This is a genomic window from Pseudomonas sp. GL_093, assembly GCF_057837605.1.
This window is the reverse complement of record NZ_CM174448.1, coordinates 272,371-288,719: the sequence shown is the minus strand read 5'-3', so window position 1 is coordinate 288,719 and position 16,349 is coordinate 272,371. Positions and strand designations below refer to the sequence as shown.

16 protein-coding genes and 1 pseudogene are annotated in these 16,349 nt (G+C 59.9%); 10 read left to right on the top strand and 7 right to left on the bottom strand.

What is annotated here, in order from left to right; all coding sequences use genetic code 11:
* Positions 1 to 20 precede the first annotated feature (20 nt).
* On the bottom strand, positions 21 to 923 hold the full coding sequence (gene hslO, locus AC3IUE_RS01260; RefSeq protein ID WP_008149293.1) for an Hsp33 family molecular chaperone HslO: 903 nt from the start codon (positions 921 to 923) through the stop codon (positions 21 to 23).
* A 104-nt stretch (positions 924 to 1,027) separates the two neighbouring features.
* On the opposite strand from hslO, the pseudogene AC3IUE_RS01255 reads away from it, so the two are divergent.
* Positions 1,028 to 1,243, top strand: a pseudogene (locus AC3IUE_RS01255) (phosphatase PAP2 family protein); the annotation flags it as partial.
* A gap of 56 nt (positions 1,244 to 1,299) precedes the next feature.
* Here AC3IUE_RS01255 and AC3IUE_RS01250 read toward each other — a convergent pair.
* Positions 1,300 to 1,707 carry an RNA-binding S4 domain-containing protein gene (locus AC3IUE_RS01250; RefSeq protein WP_489265104.1) on the bottom strand — a complete coding sequence of 136 codons (408 nt, stop codon included), beginning with the start codon at positions 1,705 to 1,707 and terminating at the stop codon, positions 1,300 to 1,302.
* Between the two features lie 216 nt (positions 1,708 to 1,923).
* Between AC3IUE_RS01250 and rimB the strand changes: the two genes are divergently transcribed.
* Positions 1,924 to 2,403 (top strand): retropepsin-like aspartic endopeptidase RimB, encoded by a 480-nt coding sequence (gene rimB, locus AC3IUE_RS01245; protein ID WP_008149289.1) that lies wholly within the window; start codon positions 1,924 to 1,926, stop codon positions 2,401 to 2,403.
* Positions 2,400 to 3,305: a 30S ribosomal protein S6--L-glutamate ligase gene (gene rimK / locus AC3IUE_RS01240; RefSeq protein ID WP_008149287.1), complete on the top strand. Its 906-nt coding sequence runs from the start codon at positions 2,400 to 2,402 to the stop codon at positions 3,303 to 3,305. The genes rimB and rimK overlap by 4 nt, the downstream gene beginning before the upstream one ends.
* 180 nt (positions 3,306 to 3,485) lie before the next feature.
* Here rimK and AC3IUE_RS01235 read toward each other — a convergent pair whose 3' ends face one another.
* Together AC3IUE_RS01235 and ompR are read right to left on the bottom strand one after the other, a co-directional pair.
* Positions 3,486 to 4,799 (bottom strand): ATP-binding protein, encoded by a 1,314-nt coding sequence (locus AC3IUE_RS01235; RefSeq protein WP_008149285.1) that lies wholly within the window; start codon positions 4,797 to 4,799, stop codon positions 3,486 to 3,488.
* 115 nt (positions 4,800 to 4,914) lie between these two features.
* Positions 4,915 to 5,655 carry an osmolarity response regulator transcription factor OmpR gene (ompR, locus tag AC3IUE_RS01230; RefSeq protein WP_007903084.1) on the bottom strand — a complete coding sequence of 247 codons (741 nt, stop codon included), beginning with the start codon at positions 5,653 to 5,655 and terminating at the stop codon, positions 4,915 to 4,917.
* A 361-nt stretch (positions 5,656 to 6,016) separates the two neighbouring features.
* On the opposite strand from ompR, the gene AC3IUE_RS01225 reads away from it, so the two are divergent.
* The 7 genes from AC3IUE_RS01225 (at position 6,017) to tauD (ending at position 14,336) form a co-directional block, all read left to right on the top strand.
* Positions 6,017 to 8,341 (top strand): Tex family protein, encoded by a 2,325-nt coding sequence (locus tag AC3IUE_RS01225; protein WP_056745608.1) that lies wholly within the window; start codon positions 6,017 to 6,019, stop codon positions 8,339 to 8,341.
* Positions 8,341 to 8,724, top strand: coding sequence for a PaaI family thioesterase (locus AC3IUE_RS01220; RefSeq protein ID WP_017335909.1), 384 nt, complete (start codon positions 8,341 to 8,343; stop codon positions 8,722 to 8,724). The genes AC3IUE_RS01225 and AC3IUE_RS01220 overlap by 1 nt, the downstream gene beginning before the upstream one ends.
* Positions 8,725 to 8,995: 271 nt before the next feature.
* Positions 8,996 to 10,579 carry a glutamate--cysteine ligase gene (gshA, locus tag AC3IUE_RS01215; RefSeq protein ID WP_123367067.1) on the top strand — a complete coding sequence of 528 codons (1,584 nt, stop codon included), beginning with the start codon at positions 8,996 to 8,998 and terminating at the stop codon, positions 10,577 to 10,579.
* A 261-nt stretch (positions 10,580 to 10,840) separates the two neighbouring features.
* Entirely contained in the window at positions 10,841 to 11,818 is a 978-nt protein-coding gene (gene tauA / locus AC3IUE_RS01210; protein ID WP_008149275.1) for a taurine ABC transporter substrate-binding protein, read from the top strand.
* Positions 11,819 to 11,833: 15 nt separating this feature from the next.
* Positions 11,834 to 12,628: a taurine ABC transporter ATP-binding subunit gene (gene tauB / locus AC3IUE_RS01205; RefSeq protein ID WP_056745614.1), complete on the top strand. Its 795-nt coding sequence runs from the start codon at positions 11,834 to 11,836 to the stop codon at positions 12,626 to 12,628.
* On the top strand, positions 12,625 to 13,458 hold the full coding sequence (tauC, locus tag AC3IUE_RS01200; RefSeq protein ID WP_489265099.1) for a taurine ABC transporter permease TauC: 834 nt from the start codon (positions 12,625 to 12,627) through the stop codon (positions 13,456 to 13,458). The genes tauB and tauC overlap by 4 nt, the downstream gene beginning before the upstream one ends.
* Positions 13,459 to 13,493: 35 nt before the next feature.
* A complete protein-coding gene (gene tauD, locus AC3IUE_RS01195; RefSeq protein WP_489265097.1) occupies positions 13,494 to 14,336 on the top strand; it encodes a taurine dioxygenase in 843 nt (280 codons plus the stop codon).
* Between the two features lie 137 nt (positions 14,337 to 14,473).
* On the opposite strand, the gene mgrA is transcribed toward tauD, so the two are convergent.
* From mgrA to AC3IUE_RS01180, 3 genes are all read right to left on the bottom strand, one after another.
* Positions 14,474 to 15,511, bottom strand: a complete 1,038-nt coding sequence (gene mgrA, locus AC3IUE_RS01190; protein WP_046052249.1) for an L-glyceraldehyde 3-phosphate reductase — start codon at positions 15,509 to 15,511, stop codon at positions 14,474 to 14,476.
* Positions 15,512 to 15,631: 120 nt separating this feature from the next.
* Complete coding sequence (locus AC3IUE_RS01185) at positions 15,632 to 16,096, bottom strand: type II toxin-antitoxin system HicB family antitoxin (RefSeq protein ID WP_176471520.1); 465 nt, start codon at positions 16,094 to 16,096, stop codon at positions 15,632 to 15,634.
* On the bottom strand, positions 16,093 to 16,275 hold the full coding sequence (locus AC3IUE_RS01180; protein WP_489265094.1) for a type II toxin-antitoxin system HicA family toxin: 183 nt from the start codon (positions 16,273 to 16,275) through the stop codon (positions 16,093 to 16,095). Before AC3IUE_RS01180 ends, AC3IUE_RS01185 begins: the two co-directional genes overlap by 4 nt.
* Positions 16,276 to 16,349 lie beyond the last annotated feature (74 nt).

Genomic DNA, 16,349 nt, shown 5'->3' with positions numbered 1-16,349 from the left:
TTTACCTGCGCTGAACCGTTTTAGTGACGGGTATCTGACGGCGTATCGACACCCGCTCCAGCGAACAATTGAGCGATATCGGCGGCGTCGAACAGGTAGCGCTCGTTGCAAAACTGACAGTCAATCTCAATGTTGCCGCCGTGTTCGATCACGAGCGACTGAGCATCTTCCAGACCCAAACTGACCAGCGCATTGGCAGAACGTTCGCGGGAGCAGCTGCAACGGAAGCGCAGTTTCTGCACATCGAACAGACGAACCTGCTCTTCGTGGTAGAGACGATGGAGGATGGTTTCGTTGTCCAGGCTCAGCAATTCATCGGCGGTCAGGGTGCTGCCCAGCGCGGTGATGTGCTGCCAGCTGGCGGCGCGTTCTTCTTCGTCTTTCAATCGATCAGCAGGCAGTTGCTGCAGCAACAGGCCACGGGCGCGACGGCCATCGGCATACAGCCAGAAACGCGTACCGACTTGTTGGGACATCACGAAGTAATTAGTGAAGCACTCCGACAGGGTTTCGCCATCGAGGTCGACGATGCCTTGGTAACGCTGGCCCTGGGTCGGGTCGACGGTCAGCGCCAATACGCCGTTGGGCATCAGGTCGGCGAGGGTCGCATCCGGCGCGATCTGGTCGGCTTCGTATCGGGCCAGGCCACGGATTTCGCGCTCGCTGGAGCACTCGATCATCAGCAGCGGGATCGGACCTTCGGAACGGGCCTGGAGAATCAGCAAGCCATCGAACTTCAAGGTGCCGACCAACAACGACGCCGCCGCCATCAGCTCGCCGAGCAGTTGTGCAACCGGCTCCGGGTACGGGTGTTTAGCGAGGACTTCGGCGTAGCTACGCTCCAACGCAACCAGCTCGCCGCGGGTGTCGCTGTCATCGAAGATGAAGCGTTGGGTGTAGTCGGTATCCGGTAAATCGGTCATAGGTCTGGGTATCTGAAGTAATGACAAAAGGATTTCAAACAGCGAGAAATTGCGCCTCTGCGGCACCCTTTGGGTGCGCGATGTTCAGCCGTGAGCGGCATTTTATGAACAATCCGGGTTTGTTCCAAGCAAGGAGGAACCTCCGCCGGTTGGCTTTATGCAATTTCTTACCTCTGGCGCTGCTGGCCTTCTGGTTATGGCCTACGGGTCAAAGGCTGTCCGTGATTTTCGACGAGTGGCACTTTCACCCATCCAACGCGCTGCTCGCGATTAACCCGATATGGCTACACGTTTGGGCAATTGCAAGTCTGCGTCCCTTTGCTCCGGGCGGCGATCCGACGAAGGCTGCTTCACAGGCAACACAGAAGTAACTGACTTAATCGTCGTTACTGCTTCCACGAAACTTGAACAAATCCCGTCGCTGCTTCTTGCTCGGCTTGCCATCAGTGCTCACGCCCAACGCACCAGCCTTACGCATGGCCGCAGCCGCTTCGCGCTTGGCGATGCTGGCGTCGGTTTCGGCGTAGAGCGCCTGAGCCTCTGGCGCACCACGGCGTACAATCGACAGCGCCTGAACCACCACTGTGCGCTCCTCGAACCCTGCGCGAATCTGAAACTCGTCGCCGATCCTCGGCTCCTTGCCCGGTTTGCAGCGCTCGCCCCGACAATGCACCTTGCCGCTTTCAATAGCCGCCTTGGCCAAGGCACGTGTTTTATAAAAACGCGCGGCCCACAACCATTTATCGAGACGGACTTTGTCGTCCTCTTCGCTTTTTTGTGCCATGGAATTTCCTCATTCTGAAATATTGCTGAACTGTACTACCGTTTCTGTCGTGCCATGAATTACCCCGGCTCGGATTACAATGCACACGTTCCAGTGCCTCCCTTGAGGGCTGGAAATCCGGGCCGTAGATATCTGTCGCCTTTTACCCATTATTCTGCGTGAATACCGCGAATTCGGCCGCGTGCGGCCTGAGCGGTTTCTACCGGTTGAGCACCTTTGAAGACATTTGACCATTTGACCGTTGTCGGTCTGCGCGAGTGGGTGGCGCTTCCGGATTTGGGAGTCGCGGGTCTGCGCGCAAAAATCGACACCGGCGCCAGCACCTCCAGCCTGCATGCCACCGATATCGAACCGTTCGAGCGCGACGGGGAACAGTGGGTGCGCTTTACTGCTCACTTGGGCACGGTTGTGCAACTGCGTCACCGGCGCTGCGAAGCACCGCTGGTGACGATGAAAACCATTAAAAGCTCCAACGGCCACGCGCAGATGCGTTACGTGGTCAGCACCACCCTGGCCCTCGGTGATCGGGTCTGGCGGGTCGAGTTCACCCTCGCCTGTCGCAAGTCCATGCGTTATCGCCTGTTACTCGGTTCCAAAGCCTTGATCGACGGCCAGTTGGTGGTCAATCCGGGCATTAAGTACGTACAAGACAAGCCGGTGTTCCCGGTATCTACCTCCTCCACAGGTGTTGCATGAAGATCGCTGTGCTGTCGCGGAACCCGCGTCTGTATTCCACTCGTCGTCTGGTCGAAGCCGGTACCGAGCGTGGCCATGAAATGGTGGTGATCGACACCCTGCGCGCCTACATGAACATCGCCAGCCACAAGCCGCAGATCCACTACCGCGGCAAGCCGCTGGAGGGTTTCGATGCGGTGATCCCGCGGATTGGCGCGTCGGTGACGTTTTATGGCTGCGCGGTGTTGCGTCAATTCGAAATGATGGGCGTTTTTCCACTCAATGAATCGGTGGCCATCGCCCGCTCGCGGGACAAACTACGCTCGCTGCAATTGCTGTCGCGCCGAGGAATCGGTTTGCCAGTCACCGGGTTTGCGCACTCCCCGGATGACATTCCCGACTTGATCGAGATGGTCAACGGTGCGCCGCTGGTGATCAAGGTGCTGGAAGGCACTCAGGGCATCGGCGTCGTGCTGTGTGAAACAGCGACGGCGGCGGAGTCGGTGATCGAGGCGTTCATGGGCCTGAAGCAGAACATCATGGTTCAGGAATACATCAAGGAAGCCGGCGGCGCGGACATTCGCTGCTTCGTGGTGGGCGACAAGGTGATCGCGGCGATGAAACGCCAGGCGAAGCCGGGGGAGTTTCGCTCCAACCTGCATCGAGGTGGCAGCGCCAGCCTGATCAAGATCACACCGGAAGAACGCATGACGGCGTTGCGCGCGGCGAAGGTCATGGGGTTGGCGGTGGCAGGTGTGGATATCCTGCGTTCCAATCACGGGCCGTTGGTGATGGAAGTGAACTCGTCGCCTGGGCTTGAAGGGATTGAAACCACCACCAGCAAGAACGTGGCGGGGATCATCATCGAGCACCTTGAGAAGAATGGTGGGCCGAATATGACGCGCACCAAAGGCAAGGGCTAAAGCAAAGAGCCCCCTCACCCTAACCCTCTCCCCAAGGGGCGAGGGGACTGACCGAGGGGACTTTCGCTATACATCGACCTGAGATTCCGAGTCGAACTCAGGCGTTGAAAAGCATGAAGATCTGCCCCCTGTCCCCCTCTCCCCTGTGGGGAGAGGGCTGGGGTGAGGGGTGGCTCTTGGCTACACCGCGTCTCTAGGCAACATAAGTCCAAGCGGCAACCGCACTCGCGCTTCCAGCCCGCCACCAGAACGGTTACGCAGCTCAACATTCCCGCCATGCATCGAAGCAATCCGCTTCACGATCGCCAAACCCAACCCGGTCCCCTTCCCGCCCCTGGCTCGATCACCCCGAGTAAACGGGTTGAAAATCGCCTCCAGCTCCGACGGATCAATCCCCGCCCCACGGTCCATGACACTCAGCACCACATACGGCGCGCTGGTATCCCCGGACACATAAGCCGCCACCTCAACCCCGCTGCCCGCGTGATGCAAGGCGTTGCCAATCAGGTTGTTCAGCAGCCGCTTCATCGACACCCGGCGCAATGGAAACGGCTGAATCGGCTCCAGGCGCAGGCGCACTTTCTCTTCATTCTGGTTGTATGGCGCCGCGACTTCGCGCACCAGATCGCTCAGGTCCACCTCTTCCACCGACTCGTCACGACCATCGCGTATGAACGCCAGGAACTGGTCGAGAATCGCGTCCATGTCTTCGATATCGCGGACCATGTCGTCGGTCAGGTCGCTGTGGTCGCCCATCAGTTCCAAAGACAACCGCAAACGGGTCAACGGTGTGCGCAGGTCGTGGGACACCCCGGCCAGCATCAACTCGCGCTCACGTCCCGCCTGTTCGACGTCTTCCGCCATCTGGTTGAAGGCGCGGTAAACCTCGGTCATTTCACTCGGCGTGTCGCTGATCGGCAGGCGCACACTGCGGCCCTGGCCGAGTTGCCGCGCGGCATAGACCAGACGTTTCAATGGTTGATTGAGCTGGCTGACGAAGATCCACGCCGAGGCGGTGGACAGCAAGCCAATGGCGAGGAACCAGCCGAGTACGTTCCAGATTTTCTGGCCGCGCAACGGATGCGGGTAAAGCGGCACTTTCAGCCAGCCATCACCCAGACTTGGCGCCCGCACCCACAGGGCCGGCGGCGAGTGCATACGCAATCGGACTTCGGTGTCGGCACCCAGCTCCGCTTGCATCTGCCGCTGATAGATCTCGCTATAAGGCCAGTGTTGCTCACCTTCCGGCACGCCAGCGCCCACGACCCGGATCAGGGTCGCGGCATCGGCAATCTTCGTGCGGTTTTCTTCATCGGCCGCCCAATAAGCGCGTAGCGTCAGGGCGACGCCGTGGCTGTATTGGCGGTCCACCAGCACGTCTTCGTTCATCAACAGATAAACCAGGGTCAGCGCCTTGGAGAACAGCACGACGATAAGCACCAGCCAAAGGGTGCGGGAGAAGAAACTCTGGGGGAACCAAACGGGGGTTTTCATGGATAACCGCTACACACTTGCAGGAGCGAGCGATGCTCGCATATTGCGGATCGCGAGTCTGCGAGCAAGGTCATCTGACCCGTTGCCCGCAAGACCCGCTCCTACAAATCACCGATCACTTGGTGGCGGCGCCATCCGGAACGAACACGTAACCCACGCCCCAGACTGTCTGGATGTAACGCGGCTTGGACGGATCGGGCTCGATCATCCGGCGCAGACGGGAAATCTGCACGTCGATGGAACGCTCCAGGGCATCCCACTCGCGGCCACGGGCCAGGTTCATCAGTTTGTCGCGAGTCAGCGGCTGACGGGCGTTCATGACCAACGCCTTGAGCACCGCAAACTCACCGGTGGTGAGCATGTGCACTTCATCACCGCGTTTGAGCTCGCGGGTGGCCAGGGACAGTTCGTAGTCACCGAAGGTCACACTTTCGTCTTCGCTGCCCGGAGCGCCCGGTACCGGAGCCGCCTGGCGACGCAGGACCGCTTTGACGCGTGCCATCAGCTCGTCCGGGTTGAACGGCTTGGCCAGGTAATCGTCGGCGCCCAGTTCGAGGCCCTTGATGCGGCTCAGCTCATCACCCTTGGCGGTGAGCATGATGATTGGAATCTGGTTGTTCGCGGTGCGCAGGCGGCGGCAAGCGGTCAAGCCGTCTTCGCCGGGCAGCATCAGGTCGAGGACGACCAGGTTGAACACTTCACGCGCCAGCAGGCGATCCATTTGTTCCGTGTTCGGTACGGCGCGGGCGCGGTAGCCCTTGCTGACGAAAAACCGTTCCAGCAGGCTGCTCAGCCCTGGATCGTCGTCAACAATAAGAATTTTTTCGCCTTCAGCAATGTTTGCAGTGCTGCTCATTAGATGCTCCTTTGATCTCGGCGCGCATTATGGCGTAGCTGCCGTTATACGCACCGTGTGCATTGTTAGCAGATTTTTCCTTGATCGCCAGAAATCCGGGCTTTATGCCTACAGCCTGCGATGCCCCCGAATGACAGAACGCTGGTTATAATGCGCGGCCTTTTGTGTCAGGCAACGTCTGATCATTACTGTAGGTGGCCGTTTTTTATTTTCATGGCGCCGGCAGTAATTGTTCGATTTCACGGGTCAACGGGATACCTGTTGATCCAGGTAGCGGCGCAGGCCAGGCCGCTCAACCAGACTCGCCGAGCCCTTATCTCTGCGCCTGCGAGCCTGCTTTCACAATTTGTCAGGTGGTTTTATGGACAGCATCAACAGCCGCATCGCCGAGGAACTCGGTGTACGCCCACAACAGGTCGAAGCGGCCGTCGCGCTACTCGATGAAGGCTCCACGGTGCCCTTCATCGCCCGCTACCGGAAAGAAGTGACCGGCAGCCTCGATGACATCCAGTTGCGTCATCTGGAAGAGCGTCTGCGCTACCTGCGAGAACTCGACGAACGGCGTATCAGCATCCTTGCCAGCATCCAGGAACAAGGCAAGCTGACCCCGCAACTTGAACGCGACATCAAACTCGCCGACACCAAAACCCGCCTCGAAGACTTGTACCTGCCGTACAAGCAGAAGCGCCGCACCAAGGGCCAAATCGCCCTGGAAGCCGGCCTCGGCGAGCTGGCCGACGGCCTGTTCAACGACCCGACCCTGACGCCAGACGCTGAAGCCGCGCGCTTCATCGATGCCGAAAAAGGCGTCGCCGATGTGAAGGCTGCCCTTGAAGGCGCCAAGTACATCCTGATGGAACGCTTCGCCGAAGACGCCGGCCTGCTGGACAAGCTGCGCAGCTACCTCAAGCAGGAAGCAACGCTGAGTGCCCGCGTGATCGCCGGCAAGGAAGAGGAAGGCTCCAAGTTCCGCGACTACTTCGAACACGACGAACCGCTGAAAAGCATGCCGTCGCACCGCGCGCTGGCGATTTTCCGGGGCCGCAACGAAGGCATTCTGAGTTCGGCGCTGAAAGTCGGCGACGAACTGCCGGGCGCCATGCACCCGTGCGAAGGCATGATCGGCCAGCAATTCGGCATCCAGAACCAGAACCGCGCCGCCGACAAATGGCTGGGCGAAGTGGTGCGCTGGACCTGGAAGGTCAAGCTCTACACCCACCTCGAAACCGACCTGCTGGGCGAACTGCGCGATGGCGCGGAAACCGAAGCGATCAACGTGTTCGCTCACAACCTGCACGACTTGCTGCTGTCGGCGCCGGCTGGCCCGCGTGCCACATTGGGTCTCGACCCGGGCCTGCGCACCGGTTGCAAGGTCGCCGTGGTCGATTCCACCGGCAAGCTGCTGGATCACGCCACGGTTTACCCGCACGTGCCGCACAACAAATGGGACCAGACCATCGCGATTCTGGCTGCCCTGTGCGCCAAGCATGCAGTCGACCTGATCGCCATCGGCAACGGCACCGCCAGCCGCGAAACCGACAAGCTGGCCGCTGAACTGATCAAAAAATACCCAGCCATGAAGATGACCAAAGTCATGGTCTCCGAGGCCGGCGCATCGGTTTACTCGGCATCGGAACTGGCTTCCAAGGAATTCCCGGACCTCGACGTGTCGATCCGTGGCGCGGTGTCGATTGCCCGTCGCCTGCAGGATCCACTGGCCGAGCTGGTGAAGATCGATCCGAAATCCATCGGCGTCGGCCAGTACCAGCACGACGTGTCGCAGCTGAAACTGGCGCGCGGCCTGGACGCAGTGGTCGAAGACTGCGTGAACGCCGTGGGCGTCGACGTGAACACCGCCTCCGTGGCGCTGCTGGCCCGCATCTCCGGCCTCAACGCGACCCTGGCGCAAAACATCGTCAGCCACCGCGACGAACACGGTGCGTTCAAAACCCGTGCAGCGCTGAAGAAAGTCGCTCGTCTGGGCGAGAAAACCTTCGAACAGGCCGCTGGCTTCCTACGCGTCATGAACGGCGACAACCCGCTGGATTCGTCCGCGGTTCACCCGGAAGCCTATCCGCTGGTCCAGCGCATCGCCGCTGAGACCGACCGCGATATTCGCTCGCTGATCGGCGACGCCAGCTTCCTCAAGCGTCTTGATCCGAAAAAGTACACCGACGAAACCTTCGGTCTGCCAACGGTCACCGACATCCTGCAAGAGCTGGAAAAACCTGGCCGCGATCCACGTCCCGAATTCAAGACCGCCGAGTTCCAGGAAGGCGTCGAAGACCTCAAGGATCTGCAGCTGGGGATGATCCTCGAAGGTGTGGTGACCAACGTGACCAACTTCGGCGCGTTCGTCGACATCGGCGTGCATCAGGACGGATTGGTGCACATCTCTGCGCTTTCGGAGAAGTTCATCAAGGACCCGCGTGAAGCGGTGAAGGCTGGCGACGTGGTGAAAGTGAAGGTCATGGAAGTCGACATCCCGCGCAAACGCGTTGGCCTGTCGATGCGCATGAGCGACACGCCGGGCGAGAAAATCGACGGTGCCCGTGGTGCACGTCCGGGTTCGGCGCCACGCCAGTCCCAGAACACCGCGCCGCGTAAAGAAACCACGGCGGCGGCTCCGGCCAACAACGCCATGGCTTCGCTGTTCGCCAACGCCAAGCAGTTGAAGAAACGCTGATGGACATCCCGGCCGGGCTGACCGAAAGCGCTTTTTTCAAGTTGCTGGGGTGTCGCTTGCACAGTCTGGAGGCCGGGGTGGCGCAAGTCGCCCTGGCGCTGGAACCAGAATTGCGCAATCGCGGCGGCAAGCTGCACGGCGGGGCCTTGTTCAGTCTGGTGGACATTGCCATGGGGTTGGCCTGTTCCAGCACCCATGGTTTTGACCAGCAGAGCGCGACCATCGAGTGCAAGATCAATTACATTCGCGCCGTCGCCGACGGTGAAGTGATGTGCACGGCGCGGGTGATCCACCCGGGCCGCCGCACGCTGGTGGTCGAAGCCGACGTGATGCAAGGCGACAAACTCGTCGCAAAAGCACAAGGCACGTTCGCTGTCCTGTAGCTAGCAGTCATCGATTTGAGTTAATTTCGGCGCAATGCAACCTGTGGGAGCGAGCTTGCTCGCGATGGCGGTGTGTCAGACGACGTTAATGTTGACTGACACGCCCTCATCGCGAGCAAGCTCGCTCCCACAGGGATTGCGCAGTTCTTACTGACTGGCATGAGGTCTGTGCTGCTCAAAAACCAGGCGACAACGCCAGTTTCAACTTCACCCTTGTAGACCGTCTTGCCCACCCCCATATTGGGGCGACTGACGCGTGAAGGAATCCAACTTGAGCGAACTTCTCAACCGCCGCCTGGCTCTGCTCGGCGAGCGCGCTAACCTCTCTCTGCTCGAACAGTGCCTTCACGGCATCGAACGTGAATGCCTGCGCGTGACCGGCGAAGGTCGCCTGGCGCAAACGCCGCACCCGGAAGAATTGGGTTCCGCGCTGACCAATGAACAAATCACCACCGACTATTCCGAGTCGCTGCTGGAGTTCATCACGCCCGCTCTGCCCGATCCGGCGGATACGCTGGCGAGCCTGGACAAGATCCACCGTTTTGCCTACAGCAAGCTCGGCAACGAGTACCTGTGGAGTCCATCGATGCCGTGCCCGTTGCCGGCCGAGGAAGACATTCCGATCGCCTATTACGGCACCTCCAACATCGGTCAGCTCAAGTACGTCTACCGCAAGGGCCTGGCCCTGCGCTATGGCAAGACCATGCAGTGCATCGCCGGGATTCACTACAACTTTTCCCTGCCGGAAAAGCTCTGGCCGCTGCTTAAAGAGGCTGAAGGCTTTGTCGGCACCGACCGCGACTATCAGTCGTCGGCCTATATCGCGCTGATCCGTAACTTCCGTCGCTACAGCTGGCTGCTGATGTACCTGTTCGGTGCTTCGCCAGCGCTGGACGCCGGTTTCCTGCGTGGCCGCTCGCATCAGTTGGAACAACTGGACCCGGACACCTTGTACTTGCCGTACGCCACCAGCCTGCGCATGAGCGATTTGGGTTATCAGAGCAACGCCCAGGCCGGTTTGACCCCGTGCTACAACGATCTGGCCAGCTACACCGACAGCCTGCGCAAAGCGGTCGCCACGCCTTACGCGCCGTACGTCGAAATCGGCACGCATCAGGACGGTGAGTGGGTTCAGCTCAACACCAACATCCTGCAGATCGAAAACGAGTACTACTCCAACATCCGCCCGAAACGCGTGACCTACACCGGCGAACGGCCGATTCAGGCGCTGGTGGCTCGCGGCATTCAGTACGTCGAAGTGCGTTGCCTGGACATCAACCCGTTCCTGCCGATGGGTATCGACCTGCCGGAGTCGCGGTTCCTCGACGCATTCCTGTTGTATTGCGCGCTGAACGACAGCCCGCTGCTGACCAATACCTCGTGCGGCAACGCGACCTCGAACTTCCTCAGCGTGGTCAAGGAAGGTCGTCGTCCGGGCCTGCAACTGCAACGCGACGGTCATCCGGTGGACCTGAAAGAGTGGGCCAGCGAGTTGCTGGAGAAAATTGCACCCCTGGCGGCGATGCTGGATCAGAGTCATGGCGGCGATGCACATAGCAAGGCGCTGGATGCGCAGCTAGCCAAGGTCAAGGATCCATCGCTGACGCCATCGGCCCAAGTGCTGGCGGCGATGGCAGAGCACAAAGAGAGCTTTGCTCAGTTCTCCCTGCGTCAGAGCCAGGCACATGCGGAGTTTTTCCGCAGCGAGCCGCTTTCAAGCGAAGACCAGGCGAAATTTGAAGACCGGGCGCGTTCGTCGCTGGCCGAGCAGATTGAGCTGGAGCAGAACGAAGTCGGCGATTTCGATGTGTTTGTCGGGTCGTATCAGGCGAGCATTCTGGCAATTAGCAACTAATCTCTGAAGGTCCTGCGGACCTTATCGTCGGAGCGCCGCCCGGAGCAAGCTCGCTCCCACAGGGTTCAGTGGTGTTCACACAATTGTGGTCACACTGAAGATCCAATGTGGGAGCGAGCTTGCTCGCGATGGCTGCACCGCGGTCTTCCTTAGAATTTTCCGCTCATAAGCTCATTCGAAAAAGTTATTTATTTTCGGATTCTTATATCATTTAGTCTCCTTTTCACGCCGACTCTCGGTCGCCTGACAAGGAGCTTCTCAATGAAACTGACTTTCCCCCTTCGCCTGCTGGCGGCCGCGTCTCTGGCTGCGGTGAGTTTCTTTGCCCAGGCGGCTGACGTCACCGTCGCCTACCAGACCACCGTAGACCCGGCAAAAGTCGCCCAGGCCGACGGCGCGTACGAAAAAGCCACCAACGCCAAGATCGACTGGCGCAAATTCGACAACGGCGCCGACATCATCGCCGCCATCGCTTCCGGCGACGTACAGATCGGTTACCTCGGTTCCAGCCCCCTGACGGCGGCAATCACCCGCAAAGTCCCGGTAGAAACGTTCCTCATCGCCACGCAGATCGGTGCCGCGGAAGCCCTGGTGGCCCGCGACGGTTCCGGGATCAAAACCCCACAAGACCTGATCGGCAAGAAAATCGCCGTGCCGTTCGTTTCCACCGGCCACTACAGCCTGCTGGCCGCGCTGAAGCACTGGAACATCGATCCGTCGAAAGTCACCGTCCTCAACCTTGCCCCGCCAGCCATCATTGCCGCGTGGAAGCGCGGTGATATCGACGCCACTTACGTGTGGGACCCAGCCCTCGGTGTCGCCAAGGAGAACGGCAAAGTACTGATCACCTCCGGTGAACTGGCCAAGTTCGGCGCACCGACCTTTGATGCATGGATCGTGCGTAAAGACTTCGCCGAGAAGCACCCGGAAATCGTCACCGCGTTCGCCAAAGTGACCCTCGATGCCTACGCCGACTACCGCAAAGATCCAAAAGCCTGGCTCGCCAACCAATCCAATGTCGACAAGCTGGTGAAACTCTCCGGCGCCAAGGCCAGCGACATTCCATTGCTGCTGCAAGGCAACGTCTTCCCGCTGGCGGCTGATCAGGTGATCACCCTCGGCGCGCCGACCACCAAGGCCATCACCGACACCGCCGCGTTCCTGAAAGAACAAGGCAAGGTTGAAGCCGTTCTGCCGGACTACGCCCCCTACGTCAGTGCCAAATACATCACCAACTGATCGGAGTTAACCGCGATGGCTTTGCTTCAGCTGGAGCGCATCAGCGCACAGTACCCCGGCGCCGCCGAACCGGTACTGGCGGATATTTCCCTGAGCCTGGGGCCCCAGCAATTGCTGGTCGCCCTCGGCCCGTCCGGCAGTGGCAAGACATCGTTGTTGAACCTGATTGCCGGTTTCGTCGAGCCCAGCGCCGGGCGCATCACCCTTGATGGCGTGCCGGTCAAAGGCCCGAGCGCCGAACGCGGCGTGGTGTTCCAGGACGATGCCTTGCTGCCCTGGCAGGACGTGCTGGCCAACGTCGGTTTCGGCCTGGAACTGGCCGGCATTGCGCGGGAAAAACGTGAACTGCGCGCTCGGGAAATGCTCGCCTTGGTGGACCTTTCCGGTTTCGAAAACCGCCGAATCTGGCAACTCTCGGGCGGCCAGAAGCAACGAGTCGGTCTGGCCCGCGCGCTCGCTGCCGACCCTCGGGTTTTGTTGATGGACGAACCCTTCGGCGCCCTCGATGCCTTCACTCGCGAACAGATGCAGGAGTTGCTGCTGCAAGTCTGGCAGCGCACCGCAAAACCGGTATTTCTGATTACCCACGACATTGAAGAAGCGGTGTTTCTCGCCACGGACCTGATTCTGCTGGCGCCAAACCCTGGGCAAATCGTCGAACGCCTGAGCCTGGATTTCGGTCAGCGTTACGCCGCCGGGGAGTCGGCTCGATCGATCAAGTCTGACCCGCGTTTTATCGAAACCCGCGAACACGTGCTCGCCAAAGTGTTCTCCCAACGCAGCGCCGCCCAGCGGCAGGAGACCGTATGAGCAGCTATGAGATTCCGGCCGTCACGGTCAAACCGCACTCGACGGTGATTCCTGTACATCGCAGCCTCAGTACTCGCTGGATCAGTCTGCTGACACTCGTCGCACTCGTGGTTATCTGGTGGGCCGTCACCGCCACAGGAATGATCGAACCGCTGTTCCTGCCGCCACCCTCCGCGGTGCTGCAAAAAGGCTGGCTGCTGGTGACCACCGGCTACATGGATTCAACGTTGTGGCAGCACCTGGGCGCGAGTCTCAGCCGAATCGGTCTGGGCCTTGGCTTCGCGGTGTTGACCGCCGTGCCGGTCGGCATCGCCATCGGCCACAACCGCATCGCTCGCGGCATTCTCGATCCGCTGATCGAGTTCTACCGCCCTATCCCACCGCTGGCTTATTTGCCACTGATCGTGATCTGGTGCGGCATCGGTGAGCTGTCGAAAGTCTTGCTGATCTACCTCGCAATCTTCGCCCCGATCGCCATCGCTACCGCGACCGGGGTGCGTACCGTCGACCCGGCCAAATTGCGCGCGGCACAGTCGTTGGGCGCGACCCGGGCGCAGTTGATTCGCCATGTGATTCTGCCGAGTGCGCTGCCGGACATATTGACCGGTGTGCGTATTGGCTTGGGTGTGGGTTGGTCGACGCTGGTTGCCGCCGAATTGATCGCCGCCACCAGTGGTTTGGGGTTCATGGTGCAGTCGGCCGCGCAATTCCTGGTCACCGATGTGGTGGTGTTGGGGATTCTGGTGATCGCGCTGATCGCCTTCGCCATGGAAATGGGCTTGCGCGCCTTGCAACGCAAACTGGTGCCGTGGCATGGCCAGGCTCACTGAATAACCCTCGGCGCCCCGGATTGAAGAGAAAGACCATGAGCAACCTGACCATCGTCCCTTTAAGCTACGCCCTCGGCGCGCACATCAGCGGCGTCGACATCAGCCAGCCACTGAACCTGGAACAGCGCGACGCCATCGAGCAGGCGCTGCTCAAACATCAAGTGTTGTTCTTTCGCGATCAGCCGATCACACCGCAGCAGCAGGCACGTTTCGCCGCCAATTTCGGCGACCTGCACATTCACCCGATCTACCCGAATGTGCCCGAACAACCCGAAGTACTGATCCTCGACACCGCCGTCACCGACGTGCGCGACAACGCGATCTGGCACACCGACGTAACCTTCCTGCCGACCCCGGCCCTGGGCGCGGTGCTCAGCGCCAAGTTGTTGCCGGAGTTTGGTGGCGACACGCTGTGGGCCAGCGGTATCGCGGCGTATGAAGCGCTGTCCGCGCCGATGAAGTCCTTGCTTGAAGGGCTGACCGCCACCCACGATTTCACTCGTTCGTTCCCGCTGGAGCGCTACGGCAACACACCCGAAGCATTGGCTCAGTGGGAAGAAGCGCGCAGGAAAAACCCGCCGCTGTCACACCCGGTGATTCGCACTCATCCGGTGAGCGGACGTCGGTCGTTGTTCGTTAATGAAGGGTTCACGTCGAAGATCAATGAACTGTCGGAAACCGAAAGCGAGGTAATTCTGAAGTTTCTGTTTGCCCACGCGACACGGCCGGAATTTACCATTCGCTGGCGTTGGCAGAAGGACGACGTGGCGTTTTGGGATAACCGCGTGACACAGCATTACGCCGTGGATGATTACCGGCCCGCGCGGCGGGTGATGCAGCGGGCGACGGTGTTGGGGGATGTGCCGTTTTTTCGGTGAGTTTCTGACATATCCACTGCCTGTACTGGCCCCATCGCGAGCAGGCTCGCTCCCACAGTTGAAATGCAATCCAATGTGGGAGCGAGCCTGCTCGCGATGGCGGCGGAACAGTCGCCGGAAGATCCGGCACCGAACACTTACTCAGCCGTCGAAGGCTTCTCCCAAAGATTGACCCCACCCTCCTGGGCAAACCGGTCAATTTCCGCCAATTCCTCCGAGCTGAAGCTCAAATTCTTCAACGCCCCGACGTTCTCGATAATCTGCTCCGGCCGGCTCGCACCGATCAGCGCCGACGTCACGCGCGGATCGCGTAACGTCCACGCCAATGCCAGCTGCGCCAGGCTCTGACCGCGACGCTTGGCGATCTCATTCAGTGCACGCACATGAGCGATGTTGGCTTCGGACAGGTGCGCCGCCTGCAACGAACCACCTCCCGGACGATTGACCCGCGCGTCCGCCGGCACACCATTCAGATACTTGTCAGTCAACAACCCCTGAGCCAGCGGCGTAAACGCAATCACGCCCGTACCGAGTTCGTCCGTGGTATCCAACAGGTCTTTTTCCACCCAACGATTGAGCAGGTTGTAAGCCGGTTGGTGAATCAGCAACGGGACTTTCCACTCTTTCAGCAGCGCGGCCATTTCACGGGTTTTAACCCCCGAGTACGAGGAGATACCGATGTACAACGCCTTGCCCTGTTGCACCGCGGTGGCCAGTGCGCTGGCGGTTTCTTCCAGCGGCGTGTCCGGGTCGAAGCGGTGGGAATAGAAGATGTCCACGTAGTCCAGACCCAGGCGCTGCAGGCTCTGATCGAGGCTGGCCAGCACGTATTTGCGCGAACCGCCGCCCTGACCATAAGGGCCGGCCCACATGTCCCAACCGGCCTTGCTCGAGATAATCAGCTCGTCGCGATACTGCTTGAAGTCTTCACGCAGCAAACGACCGAAATTGATCTCGGCGCTGCCATACGGCGGGCCGTAGTTGTTGGCCAGGTCAAAATGGTTGATGCCTAGATCAAACGCGGTACGCAGCAACGAGCGCTGGGTGTCGATCGGCGTGCTGTCGCCGAAGTTGTGCCACAGGCCCAGGGACAGCGCCGGCAGCACCAGACCGCTGCGACCCACGCGGCGGTAAGGGATGGAGTCGTAGCGGTTTTCGGCAGCGGTGTAGGTCATCGAATCCTCTCTTGTCTGTCTTGAAGTTGGTATCGACTGCTTCGCAAGTTGCCCAGCATACGCCCAGACAAACGCCGATAAACCTCGGACTCGAGAAAATGCTGAAACGTTTCACAACATTTAGGCCGACAACTCACGCAGGGCAGCGGCAGCCAAAAAGCCAGACCTTGAGCTGTACCGCTGATCCCGCCTGACTGTTTGATCGATACGCTCAAGCAACTGCTCAGGCAGTGTGGCATTGAAACGCACCGACTTGCCGAAGTAAGGCGTGATATCGAATTCAACCACCCCCCACACGCCGCCCGCGTAATCAGGGTTATCAAGATGAGCGTCGATCTCATGCACCTGCGGCAGTGGATCGCCATCGGCCACCAAGCCTTCGTAGTGCAACGACAGCGCTTCCTTCACGTTTTCAAATGCCTGCGCCACAGTACCGCCTGCGGAGAAGCAACCCGGCACGTCCGGGATAATTACTCCGTATTCTGAGTCGGCATCCTTGTGCAGAACGACCGGGAATTTCATTTCGGTAAGTCCTTCCTGTGATGTGGCCCGCTCGGGGCTTTCGTATCCGGTGTCGGGGCTCATTTCAGACCCGCCTGTTTCAATATGCTGTTGATCGTTCCTTTTGGAAGATCCGATTCCGGGTGCTTTATCGTCACCCTGCCTGGCTTGCACGGATGCTTGTACTGATGATGGCTGCCTTTCACGGCCACCAGATACCAACCATCCTCCTCGATCATCCTGATCATTTCCCGACTTCGCATCACCTTCGTCCTTGTGGGCAGCACCTGCTGCGCACACTACGCGACGAAGCTTCACGCCAATACACACCATACAC